The organism is Kineosporia rhizophila (assembly GCF_021277265.1).
Taxonomy (GTDB): domain Bacteria; phylum Actinomycetota; class Actinomycetes; order Actinomycetales; family Kineosporiaceae; genus Kineosporia; species Kineosporia rhizophila.
Window position 1 is genome coordinate 22,220 of sequence record NZ_JAJSOH010000044.1, and the last position, 19,469, is coordinate 41,688.

A 19,469-nucleotide genomic window follows, 5' to 3' on the forward strand; every position below is an offset into this window, starting at 1 on the left:
CGGCACCGCTGGAGCGCTGCTAGCAAGCACGGCCCGGCAGATGCATCAGGCAATCGACATAGTCGAGGCCGCCGTCCTGGCGACCGTGCCGGGCGAGGTCTACACGGTCACCCACAAGGCTCTGGCCTCAGCCATCACCGTGATCGCCCGGGCCGACGACTCCTCCGGAATCATCGGCGACGCCTGCCGTCGCCTGCTCGCGCTGCACCCGAAGGCAGCGGCCGCGGCCAAGGTGCCGACGGCCCGGCTGGTGGACTGGATGATCAAGTTCCAGTTCGAGGGTGAGTTCGACTATTTCAAGCTCGGCCCTGTTGCCTACGCCCCTGGGCTGGGCGCGGTCGGCATGAAGACCTGCCGGGCCCGGCTGGGCGAGGTCCGTGATCAGCTGGGTCCCCGCCCAGGCGACCGGTGGGACAGCAGCAACCGTCTTGAGCGCACTGCCGAGCTGCGGCTCCGCGAATGAACCGCGGGGACGTCTGGCTCCCTCTGGGCGTGACGCTGGGATCCGCGGGGGCACCGCCATCCTCTACGTGGGGCATGCTGGTCGCCACGTTCGCCACCCTCGAGACGCCCTCGGACAGATGTCCCGAGGGGTCCCTCCCGGCCGGCCCTCCACCAGTGATTCTTCCCGATCGTCAACGAGTGCTGCTTCGCCGACGGCACCCGGCACTCCTTGACCGTGTGGTGGTTCAACCCGCTGCTGTTCCTGGCCCTCGCCGTCACCGGCGCGCTGGCTGCCTACACCTTCTACCGATGGCGTCGTCTCTCGAGGAGCCCGCATTGAAGTAGGGCACACCGTCCGTGCGGTCGGTCTCCAGTGTCAGGTTCTGATCCTGGGTGGCTTTCGGCCGTTTGGGATGTCAAGTGCTGGTCCGGGTGCCGGCCAGCGTCGGCGCTGTCCGGGCCGCTGGCTCCACCACCCAGAACGGTTGGCCGGTCATCGCGCAGGCAGACTCGGTCCGATTCGCTCTGGAGGGCACCGACGTCCGGTCCTGATACCTCAAGTCCACCATCCCGGGGAAACCTGGGATCCGCCCTCACGCCCGAAGACTAGTCATCTTCCCTGAGGTACTTGGCCGACGCACGTGCGGCATCTACCAGTGCCGCGAACGACTCGAACCGGCCGCTCGGCCCTGGATGCCAGCTGGACCAGGTGTAGGCCGCCCATTCCCCGGCAGCGGACACATCGCCGGAATCAAGTATCCAGTACTGGGCGTCTCCTTGCTTGGAGATGAGCAGCGCACGGTCCGCGAGGCCCGCCAGTTCGTCCTGCTCGTGCTGAAGAAGGCTGTGTAGCAGCGGGTCCGTGTCCCGTGCCCAGCCGACCTCGCCGGTGGTCCGCATCGTCCACAGGAACGGGCCCAGCTCGAGCCAGCCGTCAGAGACTGCCAAAAATGTCCGGTAGCTCGGCGGCAGTCCGATGCCCAGGCGTTGCTCCAGTTCGGCCAGTTGATCTGTGTCCGCGCCGTCGAACCCGAGCCAGCGGTCCGCCCGTTGCTGATCGCTGATCTCCAGGTTTGCGTTCTCGTCGGCGCTTTCCAGCACTTCGACACTGTATTCGGCGAGGTAGAGCCGCCACTGGGCTTCGGACCGTGTTCCTTCGACAGTCATTGCGCCTCGCCCCTGTTCCTTCAGGCTTATCGTCAAGATCGCGGATATCGTGCCACGCTTCCAGCTCGTCGCTGGCCCCGTCACTCATGAGCGACAGCGACATCCGCGTGGCAAGAACGCGAAACGCGGGCGGCCATCTATCAGTAGGCCGGCCCGTCGGCACACGGTGACGCTGATCATCTGCGGGGCGGGGCCGCCAGCAAGGTCCGCATTCGGTACGCCTTCCAGTTGCAGCGAGAAGGACGCAGAGGCGGGCGATGCGTTCAAGGGCGCCGGAGACCTCGAAGCGATCCGGAAGAGACCCCGCCCCTGCGAGCGGGGACTTGGCGTGGCGTGCGCGACGGTCTTTTTGCGCGTCATGTGTCACAAGTTGTCCCTTGTTCGAACGTATTCATGATCACCGATCTACGCTCGGCTCATGCCCGACCATGCAGTAGCCGGCCCCACGACGACCACCACGGTGAACATCGACGTCACCGCGAAACGGGTCCTGAGCTACGCGATGGCCAACAGCGAGATCCCCGTGGTCGACCAGGTGCTGCTGACCAGCCCGGCCGATCGGCCGGGGGCAGTCCTGCGGGTCCTGATCCAGGACGAGCAGGGGCAGGTCACACGGCCGTTCGAGCAGGTGGTCGACCTGGTGGCGAACCGCCGGATGAGGGTCGAGTCCGTGGACGTGCAGCTCGATCCGGCGGTGATGCTGCAGATCGAGGAACAGCGGCCCGGCAAACTGATCGTCGAGGTGGAGTGGCACGGGCACCTGCTGGCGCAGCGGGCCGAGCCCATCCGGCTGCTCGCGGCCCGGCAGTGGCTCAGGGACCAGCGAGTCGCGCACCTCAGCTTCGAGATCCTTGCAGCGTTCGTCATGCCCAACGACCCGTCGGTGGCGGCGCTGCTGAACGAGGCCTCGGAGATCCTGCGTAGGCGCACCGGCAGCGCGGCCTTGTGCGGCTACCAGCGCGATGCCCAACGCGTGGATGCCACCGTTCAAGCCATCTTCGAGGCCGTGCAGGCCCGGCGGATCAGCTACAGCATGCCGCCGGCCAGCTGGGCCGACGACGGGCAGAAGGTTCGTTCACCGCAGGAGGTCCTGGAGGGGCGGCTGGGGACCTGCCTCGATACGACCGTGGTCATGGCGGCGCTGCTGGAGCAGGCCTGGATCCGGCCTCTGCTGTGGATCGTCGAAGGGCACGCCTTCCTCGGGTACTGGCGCCAGGAGAAGAGTCTGGGAACGATCACCCAGACCGACGTCAGCGACCTGGTCAACCGGATCGACCTCGGTGAGATCCGCTTGGTCGAGACGACGATGCTGACGGGATCGGCGCAGCCGGGGGTCTTCGATCGCAGCTCGCAAGACCCGTACGAGAAGTACCTGACCGGAGACCTTTCCACGGTCTACGGAGTGACCGACGTCTGGGCCGCACGCCGCGGCGGGATCCTCGCGCTGCCCTCCCGGGTGCGTCGCGACGACGGTCAGGTCCAGGTCATCGTCTACGAACCCCAGAAACACTCCTCGGCGCCGATGCCCCGAGAACGCAGCGCACCCTCGTCCTCAATCGGATCTACGGGCACAAGGATCCCGGCCCGGGTGCAGGCATGGAAGAACGTGCTGCTCGACCTGAGCCGGAGCAACCGCCTGATCCACTGCCCCGAGCAGCACACCGTGGCCCTGCGCGTGCCGACCGGGCAGCTGGGGCGGGTGGAGGACACCCTGCACGAGGGCGATGCCCTGCAGCTGCTGCCCTCCGACCAGCTGGATGAGATCCAGCGGGCGCGCGGCGCCACACGCAGTGCCCACCTGCCTCAGGAGCACCTGAGCGAAAGATTCGACGGCAACCGCCAGCTGTACACCAATCTGGCTGACGCCCAGTACGAGAAGCGGTTGCGGGCCCTGACCCACAGTTCCCGCACCAACATTGACGAGATCGGTGCCAACAACCTCTACCTCGCCCTCGGCACGCTGCTGTGGAAGCCCGACGGGACGGACCTGCGCTCGCCGCTCATCCTGGTGCCGGTGCGCCTGACCCGTCGGCCCCAGGCCCGCGGCTACCACCTGGAGTTGGACGAGAGCGGGACCAGCACGCCCAACTTCTGCCTGCTGGAGAAGCTTTTTCAGGAGCACGGTCTGCGCGTGCCCGGGCTCGCCGAACCGGCCGCCGACGGTGCCGGGATCGACCTGGATGCAGCCGTACGGGCCCTGCGGGTGGCGATTGCCGACAAGAGACTGCCGTACCGGGTGGAGGCGAGTGCCGAGCTCGCGACCTTGCAGTTCGCGAAGTTCCGGCTGTGGAAGGACCTCGACGAGAACTGGGAGCAGCTGTCGGCGAACACGCTGGTCCACCATCTGATGCACCAGCCGTCCGAACCCTTCGAGGACCCCACGCAGCGGCAGCAGGCCACGGTGGATCTGGACGAGCTGGACGCCGTGTGCCCGCTGCCGGGTGATGCTTCGCAGTTGGGCGCCGTGGCCGATGCCGTAGGCGGGCGTACGTTCGTGCTGGAAGGACCTCCGGGGACCGGAAAGTCCCAGACCATCACCAACATGCTGACCCGTGCGGTGGTCGAAGGGCAGCGGGTGCTCTTCGTCGCCGAGAAGCGAGCGGCCCTGGACGTGGTGCGCCGGCGGCTGGACGAGGTCGGCATGGGGCCGTTCTGCCTCGACCTGCACGACAAGAGCAGCAAGCCGGTGCACGTCCGGGCCCAGATCAGCCAGTCCCTGAACCACCAGGTCGTGGTGGACGAGCAGGACCTGCGTGCTGCCCAGCAGGATCTGCGCTCCTCACGTCGAGCACTGGCCCGGTACGCGCGAGGGCTGCACGAGCCGAATGCTGTTGACTATTCCTTCTACTCGGCTCACACCGAGCTCATCGCGCTGGGCGACGGTCCCGTGCTGGCAGTGCCTCGGGAGTTCCTGCACACGCCGGACGTGGCGGCCAAGGTACAAGCCGTCCGTGATCTGCTGCGGGTACTGCCGGACACGGCCGACGTCGCCCGTCCGGAGCGGCAGCATCCCTGGGGGTTCCTGCTCCTGGACGATGCTGCGAGCCTGGACGTCGAACGGATGCGCGAGGCCGCGCAGCATGTCGACGACAGCCTTGGTCGTTTACCGGCTGACGGTCCTCTGGCCGGCGTGCTGGCTGTGGTGCGCACCGTCGAGGACTTCTCGGACCTGAGCACGGTCATCAGGGGGCGTGCCGTCCCGCTCGACATTATGGACGAGTCGCGCAGCCAGCGCTGGCAGCTCGCCTGCGGGGAGTTGCTGGGTGAGCTCGACTCGTTCTTCACGAACGGCCATCCGGTGCTGAAGCTGGTACTGCCGGCTGTGCTCGACCTGCCCTTGGACGACATTCATGCCCAGGCTCAGCAGGCGGGGGAGTCGAGCGTCATTGGACGAGCCAGACGGCTGCGTGACGTGCAGATCCGGCTCGAGCCGGTGCTATGGCCAGAGGCTGACGTCAGGGGCAGGGACCTTCCTGAGCTGACCGGCGACCTACTGCAGTTGCGCGAGGACGTCCGGGCACTTGCCCAGCGGGCACGCAGCATTCCGGGGATCGACATCCCCGCTGGCTGGAACCCCTTCACCGAGCACGGGCTGGCGATCGTCCGCGATCACGTCAGCTGGCTGGGCGCACTGGGTCAGGCAGTGGACCCGGCCTCCGCCGATCCGCAACGGCAGCAGTTCATCGAGCAACTGCGGCTCCTTCCAGCGCTGGCACAGCAGATCGACGACACGGCGGCGGATGCGATCGACGAGGCGGCCGGCGCCGTTCAGGCGCTCCTGGGGGAGTGTGGCTCGACCCCGGAGCTCCTGCTGTGGTGGAGTGGTGACGCAGGACTGCCGGCGGTTTGGCGTGAGACGAGCGCGGGGCGGGCGTTGTGGGATCACGCCCTGCTCAGCCTGCGGCGGTGGGTGGCGTTCAGGCAGGCTCTGGCCCCCCTGTGGGGGATGCGTCTGGAACAGGCCTACGACGAACTGCTCACCGGTTCCATCCTGGCCGACGACGCCGCCGCAGCTTTCGAGCGAGGGCTGGCACTCGCCGCACGAACCGAGCGCGGTGAGGCGAACCGGCTGGACGTCTTCGACGCCGAGGCCCACAACCGTGCGGTGGTGCGCTTCACCACGGCAGCTGCCAGGGTCCGTGAGCATCTGAAGACTGCTCTGCCTGCACAGGTGCTGGAGCGCCGCACGTTCGATGCCGCCACGGCCACCGGAAAGGCCGGAGCCCTGCGGAAGGAGATCCGGCGCCAGCGCAAGGGACTGGGCGTTCGCGCCCTGATGTCTGAGTACGGCGAGCTGGTCACCGAGATCATGCCCTGCGTTTTGGTCAGCCCGGATTCGCTGGCGCGATTCTTCCCGGGCGGGGAGCAGATCTTCGACCTGGTGGTCTTCGACGAGGCTTCGCAGATCCGGGTGGCTGACGCCATCGGCGCGATGGGACGTAGCCGGGCCGTGGTGGTCGTCGGCGACAGCAAGCAGATGCCGCCCACCTCGTTCGCCCAGAGGTCCTTGGGCGACGAGGACGACGATGACGCCGTAGCGACTGAGGCAACGACAGCGCCGGCCGATGAGGAGAGCATCCTCACCGAGTGCGTCGAGGCCCGGGTGCCGCAGAAGTGGCTGTCGTGGCACTACCGCAGCGTCGACGAGTCCCTGATCGCCTTCAGCAACCTGAAATACTACGAGGGACGGCTGTCCTCGTTCCCCACCCCGAACACGGCAGGCACGGACTGCGGCATCAGCCTGGTCCCTGTCGAAGGCACCTACCTGCGTACTGCCGGGGGAAAGATGAAGCGGACCAACCCCCAGGAGGCCCAAGCCGTGGTCGCCGAGATCCGGCGACGGTTCGACGCGACCGAGACACCACCGTCCATTGGTGTGGTCACGTTCAACGCGCCGCAGCGGGCCCACATCGAGGACCTGATCCGCGACAGCAAGGACGAGCGTCTGATCGAGGCCCTCGACGCCCGCGGGCCGGAAAGCCTGTTCATCAAGAACCTGGAGAACGTCCAGGGCGACGAGCGCGACACCATTCTGTTCTCCACCGGGTTCAGCACGAACGAGAAAGGTTCCCTGCCGCGCAACTTCGGGCCGCTGGTCTGGTTCGGCGGGGAGAGGCGCTGGAACGTGGCCATCACCCGGGCCCGACGTCAGGTGATGGTCTTCAGCTCGTTCACCCCGAGTCAGCTCAAGGTTGAGCAGACGTCCTCGGCCGGCCTGCAGCACCTGCGCGCCTACCTGGACATCGCCGCGGGTGACAGCCAGGTTCTGGCCAGCAGTGTGGCCTCGGCAGCCGCCCCGGACAAGCATCGCGAGCAGCTGGCGCGAGCCCTGCGCGGGCGGGGCCTGATCGTTCAGGAAGTGTTCGGCCTGTCGGAGTTCAGGGTCGAGCTGGCTGTGGCCTGGCCCGACGATCCACAGACCTTCCTGGTGGCCGTGCTCCTGGACGGCCAGGAATGGCGGCACCGCAAGACGGTCAGCGACCGGGACGGGCTACCGGTGCAGGTACTGTCCAAGATGCTGGGCTGGCCCGCCGTTGAACGGGTCTGGCTGCCGGAGTGGCTGGTCTCGCCGGAGAACGTCCTTGACCGTCTGGAGGCCGCTACCCGCGCGGCAGCCCAGGCTCGTCCTGCACGGACCAGGCCAGCTGCTGGCCCGAGCCCCGTACGAGCCGCCGCGCGGGACGCGGACCTGCTGATCGTCGGACCACCGGTCACGCCGGCCAATCTTCCGGCGCGACGACCGTTGCTGCCCCGCATTATTGGCTCCCACCAGGCCCTTCCAGGACAGGAGACCTACACACCCTGGCAGCCGAGAGTCATCGGGGACCGGAAGGCACTCGACCGGCTCCCGGCGCTCCTGCCGGCCGTGGCTCAGCTCATCGACGAGATCGTGGAAGCAGAAGGACCCATACATCGGGAGCGTCTGGCCCGGCTGGTTGCTGCGGCCTTCGGCATCAACCGGCTGGTTGCCGCCCGGGCGGAGAAGATCTACGCCCACCTGCCGGCCCTGTACTTCAAGGACCCTGAGGAGCCGTTCCTGTGGCCGGCCGGTCTCATGCCAGACACGTGGACAACGTTCCGGCGTCAGAGGAGCGTGAAACCGCGCCCGCTCGAGCAGATCGACCGTCATGAGATCGGCAACGCCATGGTGGCGATCGCCCGCTTCACCGCGGGGCTGCCGCGCGAACAGCTGCTGCGCGAGGTCCTGGGCGTGTTCGGGGCGCGGCAGATGACTGACAAGGCTGAGGAGCGGCTCTCGATCGCGCTGGAGAAGTGTCTGCTGCAGGGCCGGATGATCGAGCAGCACGGTCTGCTTCTGGTTGTCGAGCGGTAGCCGTCCTCCTGCCGCTGACCATTGGCGTCGATGCCGTCGAGCTGACGACGGACGGCCTGTAACTGCTCGCGGTACCGCAGTCCGGGAATGGCATCTCCGTGTCGGCGGGCAGTCAGGCCGGAACCGCCATGGCGAACGGAGCGCTCCGGCAGCAGAGGGGGGTCCCCGATCGCCAGGGTGCGAGGTGCGTCGGTCCGTCGTTGGGATACCGTATCCCCTGATGGTACGGGTATTCCGAACTGTGAACGGCTGTCCGGCCGTGCCGGCTGTTGGGGTTGAGGTTGGTGGTGCCGATCATCGCTGGGAGCGCTCGCAAGCACGGGGCGAAGGATGAAGCCAGGCTGCACGTGTTTGCGAATCCCATCCGTATCGTCGAGGTCGATGACGGGCTGCGGATGTTCGTCGGCCCGGACCAATCGGCGAGGCTGCCTGACTTTGGTGTGGTCGAAGGGGATTTGGCCACGGTAATCGCGCATGCGATGTCCGCCCGTTCAAACTTCCTGAGGTGATCCGGATGCCACGGACCGTGCAAGAGATCCTTGACCATGCCGACGAGTTGGCTGCACGGTTCGAGACTCTTGAGCCCGGCACATCGGTAGCTCGAGAATCCGAAAACACTGACGGCACTCCGTCAGGCAGTGCTGGCCAGGTCTGACGCCGAGCGAACACTCGCCGAACTTGTACGGCAAGCGCATACTTCTGGGTATTCGTGGCGTTCGATCGGTGACCTGCTCGGCACCTCGGGCGAGGCTGCGCGGCAGCGTTATGGGAAGCGGGCTCGGCGCTCGGCGGATCGGTGAAACCGGGCGGTCGACGCCCGAAGGTTTCTCGTGGTGGGAGGCAAGGCCGCCTTTACCAGTCCAATCTGAGAACGTGGTCGACTCGTGTGAGGTTCAGAGGCCCACCGCGGCCAGCACCCGCCCGAACCGGATGCGTTCCTGCTCCAGCCGCAGCCCGACCGCATACCGGTCCTCGACCAGATCGACGTACAGTGCCGCCTCGTCGGCGCTCAGATGTTCCAGGTGGGCGTTGACCGGCGAGTCCTCCACGCCCCAGTGCCTTTCGTGCTCCAGCAGCGTGGTCCGGTCCATGAGCATGGACCGCACCTGCGGGAAACGCGCTCGCAGCCGGTCCAGCATGACGAATCCGTGGGTGTCCAGGTCTCCCCAGTAGGTCACCGGCCGGTGGGCCAGCCAGTCGACCTGCAGCAGTCGGGACACCCCGTAACCAGAGCCGAGAAACAGCAGAGTGTCCGGGACGGGCGGGAACGCGTGGTAGGTCGTCTCGTTCTCGACCACGAAGACCTGTCCGGGCAGATCCAGGGCGTTGAGTTCGGAAACCGGCACGGCCATCTCCGAGACGCCAGGCAGCAGGTGCGTTCCGTCAGGACGGCGTAGTCGCGCGTAGGCGGGCTTGACCGCGAAGCCGTAGCGCTGGGCGAACGAGCTGCCGGTGAAGATCCGTTCCGGTGGAAGGCACACCTCCAGCAGCGCGGCGAGGGTCTCCCGGTGTGCCTCGACGAACTTGGTGTCGACCCCCGGGACGTCGACCTGGCGGATCCAGGCACCGGTCGGCATGGCGTCGCGCACCCAGCGGACAACCGCGATGAACGAGCTCCAGTGCGGGGCTACGGCAAGAACTCGCTGGGGATGACGGGCGACCCACGTACGGGCATCCGGGAGGTCCGAGGCCACCTGGGCCAGGATCTTCTCGAACAGGCTTACCTGCGTTTCGACCTGCAGCAGACGCCACAGGACCTCCCGCGTTTCGATGACCGCCCGGACCGGCAGCTGAACCGCGCCGGATCGTCGCCCACCGACGACCTGCCACTGCACGTGCAGTCCGGCCGGAAGCCGGGCCCGCCAGCGGTTCGCCCAGGCCTGTACCGCGTCGAAGTCGTCGGCGTACTGGGCCGCAGAGGGCGGCCGCAGACCGATGACAAGTGGTTCCCAGGCCGAGCCAAGCGCCAGTTCGGTGAGGTCGGTGCCGGCCGCCCACCGGGTACGCAGGACGCTGACGACGTCATCTTTCGTTGCCCACCGGACACCCCGCGGCAGCGACAGCGTCCTCACGAGACTGTCTCGACCGTCTCGACCTTGCTGACGTCCACCATGCGGTGCAGTTCACGCCGCGTGCGGAACTCCTCGATGGTCAGGGTCTGCAACCGGGAGTTGCTGCCGGTCTTGTTCTCCACGAAACCGACGGCGTCGACGTACGGTTCGATCACGTGGATCTTCTGCAGCGGCGTGACGATGAGCAGTTGCAGACCGATCCGGCGGAACAGGGTCAGCGCGAACCGGGTGGACTCGTCCGACCCCCGTCCGAAGGCCTCGTCGATGACCACGAAGCGGAAGGTCTTGTCCTGCTCGCTGTCGAGCTGGAACTGATAGGCGAGTGATGCAGCCAGGATCGTGTAGGCGAGCTTCTCCTTCTGCCCACCGGATTTGCCGGCCGAGTCCGTGTACGTCTCGAACTCGCTGTCGTCGTCCCGGTGACGTTCCGAGGCCGAGAAGACGAACCAGTTGCGCACGTCGGTGACCCGCCTGGTCCAGCCCTTGTCCGCGTCGACCTGGCCGGCCCGGCCGCGGAAGCGTTCCACGAGTTTCTGCACCTGAAGGAACTTCTGCTCGGAGTACTGCTCGCCGTCCCCGCCCAGCGCATCGTCGGTGCAGGCGTGCAGTTCGGAGCGGAAGTCGCGGATCTCGATGTTCGGGGTGCGGGTGGTCTCGAGGGTGATGTAGCGGCCCGGGTTGTAGTCAATGTCGTTCAGGGACGTGTTGATCCGGCCCACGCGTTCCCGGATCAGTTCTTCTTCCTGGGCGAGTTTCGAGCGGAACATGGCGATGTCGCGGATGGTGTTGGTGTTGAGGAAGTTCTTGAACTCGGCTTCGAACCGGGGCAGATCGTCCTGCAGCAGCCGGTGGTGCATGGCCCGGAAGTCGCCCAGCGCCTCCACCGAGGCATCCATGTCTACGGTTTCGGTGCGGTTCGCCTCGCGGAAGGCGCTCATCAGCCGGACCAGGTTGCTGTCGCAGGCGCGCAGGAGCTTCTGGCGCCGATCGATCTCGCCGGTGACCCTGTCGCCGGTGCTGCGCTCCCAGTTCTGCCAGGCGTCGGCCGTGGCCGGGCCCGGATCGGGAACGTAGGTGCTCATCCCCTCCGGTTCCGGAACGTCCTCGTCGGCCTGGAGCACGTCCAGACATTCCCGTTGCCCAGCTTCGGCGCGTTCGAGGTCGGCGTGAGCCCGTCCCAGGTCCCGGTTGCCCTGCTGGATCTGCTCGTTGAGCGCACCCAACTCCTCGGCAACGCTCTTCAGCTGGTCGGTGATGCGTTCCAGATCCTTGGAGGAACGTTCGATCTCATCCTTCTCGGCCTGATCGCGTGCGATCTGCCGGCTGGCGGACACGTGGTCCAGATCGTCATACGTCTGGTAGACGTCGAGCTGGTCCAGCGCGGTTCCCTGACGGCGCAGCGCCTCACGTCGGTCCGCCAGGCTTTTCTGCTCGCCGACCAGCTGCTGGCGCCGATTGTTGAGCAGCAGAGCCTGGGCCAGCAGAGCGTCGATCTTGGCCTGGTTGCTCCAGCCCAGCACGTAGTTCCTGCGGTCGTCGATTGCCTTGGAGTCGTCCTTGACGTGCCGGCGAGCCTCCTTGATCTGGCCGGTGACGGTGACCGCGCGCTCCGCGAGCTGGAAAGCATCCATCGTCGAAGCACAGACATGAGCCGCCCGGGTAGACAGCTCGCGCTCGATCCAGCCGTAGAACTCACTGTCGGACTTGATCTCCAGCCGGTGAAAAAGCGTTTCCGGACCAGGAACCTGGTGACGATGGGTGGCCGCCAGGATGGCCGGCACCCGGTAGTAGACCAGCCGGACACCCAGATGACGATCGTTGATCCAGGCCGCCACCGAACCGTAGTGGCTGTTCGGGACCAGCAACGACAGACCGAAACCATGAAGGACGCGTTCGGCGGCACCTTCCCAGGCCGCCGCGTCCTCCCGGACCTGAATCAGTTCCCCGGCGAACGGCAGCATCTCGGTTCCCACACCGAGGTGTTCGCACAGCTGATCACGCAGCTGCAGGCTGCGCCGGGGAATATTGCTGCGCCGTTGCTGAAGACTGGCCAGCTCGTCGCGGATCTCGTCGCTGTCGGACTTGATCTCCTTCTGTTCCACGGCAATGTCGGTCAGCCGGTTGTCGACCTCGGCGCTGGCAGTCTCGAACCCGGACCTGACCCCGTCCAGAGCCTCGCGCATCTGCGCGAACCCTCGCGCGTCGGTGACCGGCGTCAGCTCGACCCGGCCCAGCAGCTCATTCACCTTCTCAGCCGCCGCCCGGCGACGCTCGCGTTCAGACACCGCCCTGGTGATGCTCTCTTCCAGCACGTGCAACCGATCGCCACCCAGTCCGGCGCGCTGCAGCTGAAGCTGTTCGCGCTGGCTGTCGAGCTCTCCGGAACGCTTGGTGAGCTGCCGAGATTCCTCGGCGAGGACGTCAATACGTTTCTGTCCGGCTTCGGCCTCAGCGGCGAAGGCCTCCAGCCGGCGAGCCGCGGTGAAGAACGGAAGATGAGCCCGGACCTGAGCGAGCTGGGCCTGCTGGGCGCTCAGATCGTCGTACTTCGAACCCTCGTCGAGTATCGGAGTCAGCGCGTCGAGCTGGCGCCGGGCCCGTACGACCGAGTCGTGGGCCCGGGTCAGGTCCTCGAAGTGCAGCAGGATCTGGTTGATCCAGCGGTCGGCGTCGAACGGTTCCAGCATGTGGGTGCGCACGAAGTCGTTCAGATTGCTGACCGACTTCATCGAGACCGTCTGATGGAACAGTTCCATTGCCTGATCCGAGGCGATCCCCATCCGGCGGCGAAAATCGTTGCCGTAGGGCGGGAAAGAATCATGGACGCCGGTGCCCGGCTGCTTCTTCAGGCGTCGCTTGAGCGCGGCGATCTCCGAACCGAAACCGGCCAGATCCCCCGCGATCGACAGTTCACGATCAGCAACCACGAACAGCCGTTCCGGCTGACCGGCCTGCCCCTCCTTCAGCCAGTACACCTGGGCCAGGCTCACCACCGCCTCGCCGGAGGCGAACACCGCCACCAAGGCCGAGTAGTCGTGGCCAGGGCTGCGAAGAGCGACCGGGCGCGAATTGCCGGTCAGCTCGTTGCGCTCGAACTTGTGATGGCCGAGCACATAGGAGCGCAGATCGCGCTCGCGGGTCTGCGCACCGGCCGCCTTGTTGTACGAGATCCGGTTGGCCGGCAGCAGCAGCGTGGTCACCGCGTCGACCAGCGTGGACTTCCCCGAGCCGATGTCGCCGGTGACCAGGGCGTGCCCGCCGGCGATCTCCAGCGACCAGACCTTGTGGTGGAAGGTGCCCCAGTTCCAGACCTCCAGGCGGCGCAGCCGGAACCCCGAGGACGGTGCGATCACGACCTCAACCATGCGTTTCTCCCTGCGCGGTCGGGATGCCCAGCTCGGCTGCGTAACGCTGCAACCCCTCCTGCACCCCAGCCAGCCACTGCGCGTCGACGAACGCCTTCAGGATGCGGCGGATCTCGTACGAGTCGTCCTGTTCCTTCAGCCGCCGCAGGAACCCGAGCTCGACCACTTTGCCGATCAGGGCGTCCACCTGATCGGTCATCCGCGCCTCGGTACTACCCGCCGGAAGGAACAGCGTGATCATCTCGAGGATCTGCTCACGGGTCAGCACACACCGCGTGTCACCATCGGCGGCGTCGGACTCCGCCAGCCGTTTGCGGAGCAGGGCCAGCAGGATGCTCTGGTGAAAGGTCAGCTGGCGCCGGGGAATCAGCCGCGGCACGGCAGCACCTTCGGCGTTCTCGTCGTCCGGTAACTGCCGAAGAAAGGCGTACCCCTCGGACGGGTCGATGGCCAGGGTCAGACCGATGACCGCAACATGATCACGGATCTGCGCCTGCAGAGGCACCAGGTGCCGCCAGACCTGCGGATGCAGATCCTCGTACACCACCCCTTTCATCAAAGAGGTGACAGCCAGCGGCAAGTTGAGCTCGCTGCGGGGAACCGGGGACGTACTCACTCCAGCTCCTCCTTCGGCGCCCCGACCGCCCGTACATAAGTGACCGAGGGGAGCGTTGCCTGCCTGGTCACCCCGTCGTCCTCCCACCTGACGTATTCCTTGCGTGACTCGTCGAAACGCACGTCGAAGCCCGGATCGTTCAGCGAAAGGTATCCGACCAGCTCGGCCAGCCCTTGTTCGAGTGGCCGGACCACCAGTACCTCCTGCAGCGGGATGCGCTCGCGGCCCTGCAGCATCTGCCGCACCCCCGAAGCAAGTTCCTGCGTGTCCACCATGACCTGGTCGTACAGGACCGAGGCGTCCACCTCGTCATCGGCCTCGTGCACCTGGTCGCTGACGATCGCCGAACGCGCGGCGGGACGGTACAGGGGTCTCTCCATCGGCAGGGCGATCTGCGGCGCACTGCCGTCGATCTCGCTCTCGAAGGTGATCGGCGCATGCTCGCGCAGCTGCAGGGCGACGGATTCGATGCCGTGCAGCAGGTCGACCACCCGCCGGTTCTCCAGCCAGACCCGATCGTCCAGAAAACGCCGCAGCTGCTCCGACAGCTGCCGCACCGTCGACTGGGTGCGCTCGCCGGCGGCCAGCCAGTCATGGTGGATGTGCCGTAGCCGCGGGTCGTGTTCGCCGATCTCGACCATCTCCTGCACCCGGGTCAGCATGTCGACGAACTGTTCCTGGCGGGCGGGGGAGAGCAAGAAGTCGTAGAAGGCGTGAAAACTGCGGCCCTGGTCGGACTCGGTGATGCTGGTGCGGCTGCCCAGCACCTCGTCCAGCAGGCCGGCCTTGGTCCCTGACCAGGTGGCGATCTGCTCACGCAACTGCCGGTCGAGCTGGCGGAAATTCGACTCGACCTGCCGGAAGTCCGACAGCAGCTCCCGGGCGGTGGCGGACAGCTGCTGGTAGCGGTCGCGCAGGCCGGCCGGCTCCATCATCGGCAGGTCACCGGCCTCGACCCGGGCGATCTCCGCGTCGATCTCGGCGCGGCGGGCCCGGAGTTCGGCCAGGCGGGTCTGGGGATCCGTCTCGGCTCCGTGAACCATCTGCCGCAGCAGCTCGAACACGGTGTTCAGCCGGGACTCGGTACCCACAAAGCTGCGGGCCGGCAGGTTGTGAACCCAGGCGACGGCCTTCTCCAGATCGGCACTGGCGTCGAAGTGGACCGCCTCCGACCCGGCCGGATAGTACTTGCGCAGCCAGGCATTGCCGGGGGCGGCCCAGTCGTCGAGGTAAGCCCGGGAGGTCTTGGGGAAGGCATCGTCACCCAGGTGCTCACGCAGGGCGAAGAGCAGATCGTCGAGCCGGGTCTCCAGAGCGGTGCGCTCGATCGAGCGCACGTTCTCGTTCACGAACACCTGCCCCAGGAAGGCCAGGACCAGAGCAGCGTTGTCGGCCTTCAGCAGCCTCCAGGCCGGGTGGTGGATGCGTAACTGCTCGATCTGGTCGTAGTCCATGCGCTCTCCTGATCACAGCAGCGAGACGACGCCGTGCTGCGAGGCTGTCTCCGACACCGGGGTCATGGGGAAGGGCGTCGGCGAGGTCACGACCCGGAACAGGCCCTGCGGGACGCGGCACTGCCCGATCAGCTTCTCCTCCCCGATGCCCTCGGCCGCGAGCATGGCTACGGCCTTGGACAGCAGCGATGGGTGCTCGACGACACTGATCAGCCCGGGTTCCTTCCGGCGCCAGCCCCGGTTCGTGACCGTGTTCATGGCGTTGCGGTACGACACGTCGCTGAGCCGTCCCAACCGCCGGGCCCGGTACAACAGCGCCTGCATGCTCACGCCCCACTGCTCCTTCAGCCGAGCCAGATCCGTCCATGCCTGGGCGCCCATCCTGGAGGGAAGGACCTCACGGATCGTGCGGGCTGGCATGAGCAGCTCCTCGGCGAAGCGGTTGGCCTGGTCCTCGACGATCCGGCCACCGGGCTCGGCGTCGTCGTGCATGACCAGGTGGCCGAGCTCGTGGGCGACGTCGAAGCGCTGCCGGTAGTAGTCCCGCTTGATCGGGTTGAGCACCACGATCGGCCGCAGGGCGCTGGAGAACGAGTAGGCATCCACCGAAGCCGCCTGCTCGGGACTAAAAACCACCAGAATGCCGTGGCTTTCGAGAAGACGGACGAGATGGCCGATCGGCTCGGCGCCCAGCCCCCATTGCTTACGGACGAGTTGCGCGGCTCGCTCGGGCCCGTCACCTTCGGTGTCACTCACGGGAGAACAGGGAACGTCCGGGTCGGGGAACTCGACATGACGCTCCAGGCTGCTGGTGATCTCAACTGCCAGCTGCCCGTAGGCGAACGCCTGGTCACGGGCGAGCTGGGGGGTGGAACGCAGCGAGCGGAAGTGCGGGGTGCTGCTGAGGGCTGCGATGTCATCGGGGCGAACAGCGAAGAATCCCGGATCGACCGAGAGACGCAGGGCCAGCTGAGCCACCGTTGCCGCGGTGGGCCGTTTCGCTCCCGACTCCCAGCCGGCCACCGCGGTCGGCGTCTTGTCCAGCACCCCGGCCAGGTCACTCTTGCGAAGACCCGCAAGCTGCCGGGCCAGGGTAAGCCTTGCCCCGTCGAAGCGCGGGGCGACGTCGACAGCACGATCGGGGGGAGACTTGCGTGAGGTCACCGCTCATCACTAGCACGACGGGCGTTACCCTCGCTGCTGGGGGCCCGCCGCTTCACGAGCGGCTCGCTGGCCGGGGCAGCCGGCCCTGCCGGATCAAGAACATCGTCTCGCGTACCGGTGCCGTCCAGGCCAGTGTCCAGGAAATGCAGCCAGTGCCAGGTCTTCTCACCCCTAAAGCCCTGCCGCGGCAGGCCTACGGCAAGCTCTGACGAGGAAGCCACGGCATCCAGGGCGTGGGCGATCACGAAGGTGTGCTTGTCGAGCTTCACCTCGGACTCCGGCTGTTCCATGAGTGCTTCGGCGTCGAACAGCGCGCCCTGGCGAGGGTCCACCTTGCCCGACTGCCGGGCCACCGCCTGCTTGGTGGGACTCTTCTGCGACCAGGGGACGTAGTCCAGCCGGCCGAGCTCGCCTGAGGTCAGCAGCAGGCGCCACGTCGCGAACGTCCAGCCGGGGCTGCCGTTGAGATCGTCGCGGGTAACGGTGCCTGCGGGTAGCCGCGGCATGCTCGTGCGGTCGAGGGGAGACAGTTCGGCGAAGAGTTCGTCCTCACCGAACTGCTCGTCTCCCGGGCCGACGCCGTAGTTCTGGCAGCCGAAGACCCGATCCAGGCGATCGCGGAAGAGCACGTACCGCGTCTGGCCCAGCCACTGCTCGTCGTATCCGGCTCTGGGGACGTAGTCATCGAGAGACCGGCGCACCGCCGCGTCGAAGGCCCACTGCACGGCGTTCAGGACGCCCGCACCGCGGAGCGCACTGATGACTTCGTCTTCCCCCAGCACGAGCCAACCATACCCTTCGAACAGTATTCAGTGTAGAAAAATGAACCAGAGCGGCTTGACTGCCCTCGAGGTTGCGTCCTTCCATGCAACTGAGCGGCTCGTATCAGCACGTCACCGCTCTCCCGGACCCTGCGGGCGGCCTGCTAGACCAGCACCACGTCCGGGAACCGTCCCTCTCCGGTGCTGAGGGCGTCCTCGATCTCGTTGAGGAAGTTCCAGGCTCCCAGGTTGGCCGGTTTGGGGAAGCTTCTCAGGAGCCAGGCGGCGAAAGCGAAGCCGATGGGCAGGAGCTCGCTGCTGATGAACGTGGACGACGTCGGGTTGGTCTTCGGCAGGCATGTGACGAAGTACTGGATCCGGTCGGCGGGGATCTCCAGGTACGGGTGCGCCTGCGAGAACTCCTGCGCGAGGCTCTTCAGTTCGTCTCTGTTCGGCCAGCGTTCGCCGCAGACTGCGTACAGGGCCATCGCATTGACGGCCACGAGGAGCTCCCGGAAGTGCCGGGTCACGTCCAGGCCGAGCGCTTCGACGTCGGCGGCGGCCCGCCGGATCCGGGGGCCGTCCTGTTCGAGGGCCGCGCCCAGACCCTCGCGCAGCAGTTGGTCAAGGTCGGCGTCGATCCGGCCCTGGGGGCGCCACTGCGGGCGGGCCTCGCTGCGCCACCGACGCCGGATGCCCCGAGTGCTCAAGCGCGAGCGGATGTGTTCGGCGAGAGGGAGCAGTGCAATGACGACGAAGACCGCGGCGTGCGGGTCGTCGTCGATGAGGCCGACCGCCCGCAGAACCAGCCAGACCGACAGGCCGACGACGATGACGAGCCGCAGGAGCAGGATGCGGCCCCGCGCCGCCCAGCCGGCGTAGACGGTGCGATGTATGTGGGGCCACCGATGACCTGAGCCCGGCCAGAACCTGCGCCACCATCCGATTGGTTCGTCCTCTGAAGATCCCACACTGCTAGAATACGGATTATCCGACCTGGAAACGGCTTGTCCGAGTTCAGTGCGCCAAGAGGTGCAGACTGCATGCGGGGCGTCGACATCCCGCTTCCCCGCCGGAGTCGATATCGAGAGGCGAGTAGCACAAGTGCTACATTTATTAGGTGGAGGAAATCGGGTTGCGTGATCTTCGTCAGAACGCCAGTGACCTGGTCCGGCGGGCCGAGAAGGGTGAGCAGGTCACGGTGACCGTGGCGGGTCGCCCGGCTGCTGTGCTCGGCCCACTGGGAGGGGGCAACACCTGGGTCAGCTGGGAACAGGTGGCGGATGTTTTCCGCCGTCCCGTGGATGCGGACTGGGCGTCTGATCGCGACCTTGTCGATCAGTCCGTCGTCGACCCGTGGGAGAGGTGATGGAACGCGGTGTCCTGGACACCAGTGTTCTGATCGCCGATGACCTCGCCCCGATCCCCGGGCGGCTGGCGATCAGCGTAGTCAGTATGGCTGAGCTGCAGTTCGGGATTCTGGTCGCCAAGAGTTCAGATGCTCGGGCCCAGCGGTTGGCCCGGGTGAACGCCTTGCAGCGGCGATTTGATCCGTTGCCGGTGGACGACGCGGTGGCCGAGAGCTACGGGCGGCTGGCTGCTCGGGTGGTCGAGATCGGTCGGCAACCGCGCGGTCGATCTCTAGATCTGATGATCGCAGCCACTGCCCATGCTCATGAGGCTTGCCTCTACACCCGTAATCCGGATGACTTCCGGGGTCTCGAAGATCTGGTGGAGGTGATCTCGCTGTAGTTACGCGGTGCCCCGGGCCACCCAGGAGCAACGCGAGGAGCACGGGACCAGCGGCGTGGTGCACCGGGCCGGATACATTCATAGCGGTGCCCGACAAATCCTTCCACCCGGTCTCGTGAAGTCCTGCGCTGGCACAAGCGGTCACCGAGTGACCCGGACTTCCGTCAGTTCGCTCGCGCGAGGCCATGGCAGGTCGGTTAACAACCGTTCCTAACGGATGGCCGCCGTGAAATGGTTCTGAGGCGTGTGGCTTTTCGTCTCCTGGGGGCCATTGGCTCCCGGTCGGAGGGCTTCGACGGCTTCCTTCGCGAGCCAATGACATTGCCTTTACGCCAGCTGG

General features: G+C 66.7%; 13 protein-coding genes. 5 read left to right on the forward strand and 8 right to left on the reverse strand.

Annotated elements, in window-relative coordinates; genetic code table 11:
- Positions 1-40 precede the first annotated feature (40 nt).
- On the forward strand, positions 41-463 hold the full coding sequence (locus LWF15_RS33605; protein ID WP_232815037.1) for a DUF6880 family protein: 423 nt from the start codon (positions 41-43) through the stop codon (positions 461-463).
- A 587-nt stretch (positions 464-1,050) separates the two neighbouring features.
- Here the strand turns inward: LWF15_RS33605 and LWF15_RS33610 are convergent.
- The gene (locus LWF15_RS33610) at positions 1,051-1,611 is read right to left on the reverse strand and encodes an SMI1/KNR4 family protein (RefSeq protein WP_232815038.1); all 561 of its coding nucleotides are present in this window, start codon (positions 1,609-1,611) and stop codon (positions 1,051-1,053) included.
- Between the two features lie 418 nt (positions 1,612-2,029).
- Here LWF15_RS33610 and LWF15_RS33615 point away from each other — a divergent pair, with 418 nt between their 5' ends.
- Both LWF15_RS33615 and LWF15_RS33620 read left to right on the forward strand, forming a co-directional pair.
- Entirely contained in the window at positions 2,030-7,945 is a 5,916-nt protein-coding gene (locus tag LWF15_RS33615; RefSeq protein ID WP_232815039.1) for a DUF3320 domain-containing protein, read from the forward strand.
- Between the two features lie 287 nt (positions 7,946-8,232).
- Complete coding sequence (locus LWF15_RS33620) at positions 8,233-8,454, forward strand: hypothetical protein (RefSeq protein WP_232815040.1); 222 nt, start codon at positions 8,233-8,235, stop codon at positions 8,452-8,454.
- A gap of 384 nt (positions 8,455-8,838) precedes the next feature.
- Here the strand turns inward: LWF15_RS33620 and LWF15_RS33625 are convergent, their stop codons facing one another.
- The 7 genes from LWF15_RS33625 to LWF15_RS33655 form a co-directional block, all read right to left on the reverse strand.
- On the reverse strand, positions 8,839-10,017 hold the full coding sequence (locus LWF15_RS33625) for a Wadjet anti-phage system protein JetD domain-containing protein (protein WP_232815041.1): 1,179 nt from the start codon (positions 10,015-10,017) through the stop codon (positions 8,839-8,841).
- On the reverse strand, positions 10,014-13,382 hold the full coding sequence (locus tag LWF15_RS33630; protein WP_232815042.1) for an ATP-binding protein: 3,369 nt from the start codon (positions 13,380-13,382) through the stop codon (positions 10,014-10,016). Before LWF15_RS33630 ends, LWF15_RS33625 begins: the two co-directional genes overlap by 4 nt.
- Positions 13,375-13,998, reverse strand: a complete 624-nt coding sequence (locus LWF15_RS33635; protein WP_232815043.1) for a DUF4194 domain-containing protein — start codon at positions 13,996-13,998, stop codon at positions 13,375-13,377. Before LWF15_RS33635 ends, LWF15_RS33630 begins: the two co-directional genes overlap by 8 nt.
- Positions 13,995-15,452, reverse strand: a complete 1,458-nt coding sequence (locus tag LWF15_RS33640; protein WP_232815044.1) for a DUF3375 domain-containing protein — start codon at positions 15,450-15,452, stop codon at positions 13,995-13,997. Before LWF15_RS33640 ends, LWF15_RS33635 begins: the two co-directional genes overlap by 4 nt.
- Positions 15,453-15,464: 12 nt before the next feature.
- Entirely contained in the window at positions 15,465-16,616 is a 1,152-nt protein-coding gene (locus tag LWF15_RS33645; RefSeq protein ID WP_232815045.1) for a helix-turn-helix domain-containing protein, read from the reverse strand.
- Entirely contained in the window at positions 16,613-17,398 is a 786-nt protein-coding gene (locus LWF15_RS33650) for a hypothetical protein (RefSeq protein ID WP_232815046.1), read from the reverse strand. The genes LWF15_RS33645 and LWF15_RS33650 overlap by 4 nt, the downstream gene beginning before the upstream one ends.
- A 143-nt stretch (positions 17,399-17,541) precedes the next feature.
- Positions 17,542-18,348: a hypothetical protein gene (locus LWF15_RS33655; RefSeq protein ID WP_232815047.1), complete on the reverse strand. Its 807-nt coding sequence runs from the start codon at positions 18,346-18,348 to the stop codon at positions 17,542-17,544.
- Positions 18,349-18,497: 149 nt separating this feature from the next.
- Here LWF15_RS33655 and LWF15_RS33660 point away from each other — a divergent pair, with 149 nt between their 5' ends.
- A complete protein-coding gene (locus tag LWF15_RS33660) occupies positions 18,498-18,746 on the forward strand; it encodes a type II toxin-antitoxin system Phd/YefM family antitoxin (RefSeq protein ID WP_352396726.1) in 249 nt (82 codons plus the stop codon).
- The gene (locus LWF15_RS33665) at positions 18,746-19,129 is read left to right on the forward strand and encodes a type II toxin-antitoxin system VapC family toxin (RefSeq protein ID WP_232815049.1); all 384 of its coding nucleotides are present in this window, start codon (positions 18,746-18,748) and stop codon (positions 19,127-19,129) included. The genes LWF15_RS33660 and LWF15_RS33665 overlap by 1 nt, the downstream gene beginning before the upstream one ends.
- Positions 19,130-19,469 lie beyond the last annotated feature (340 nt).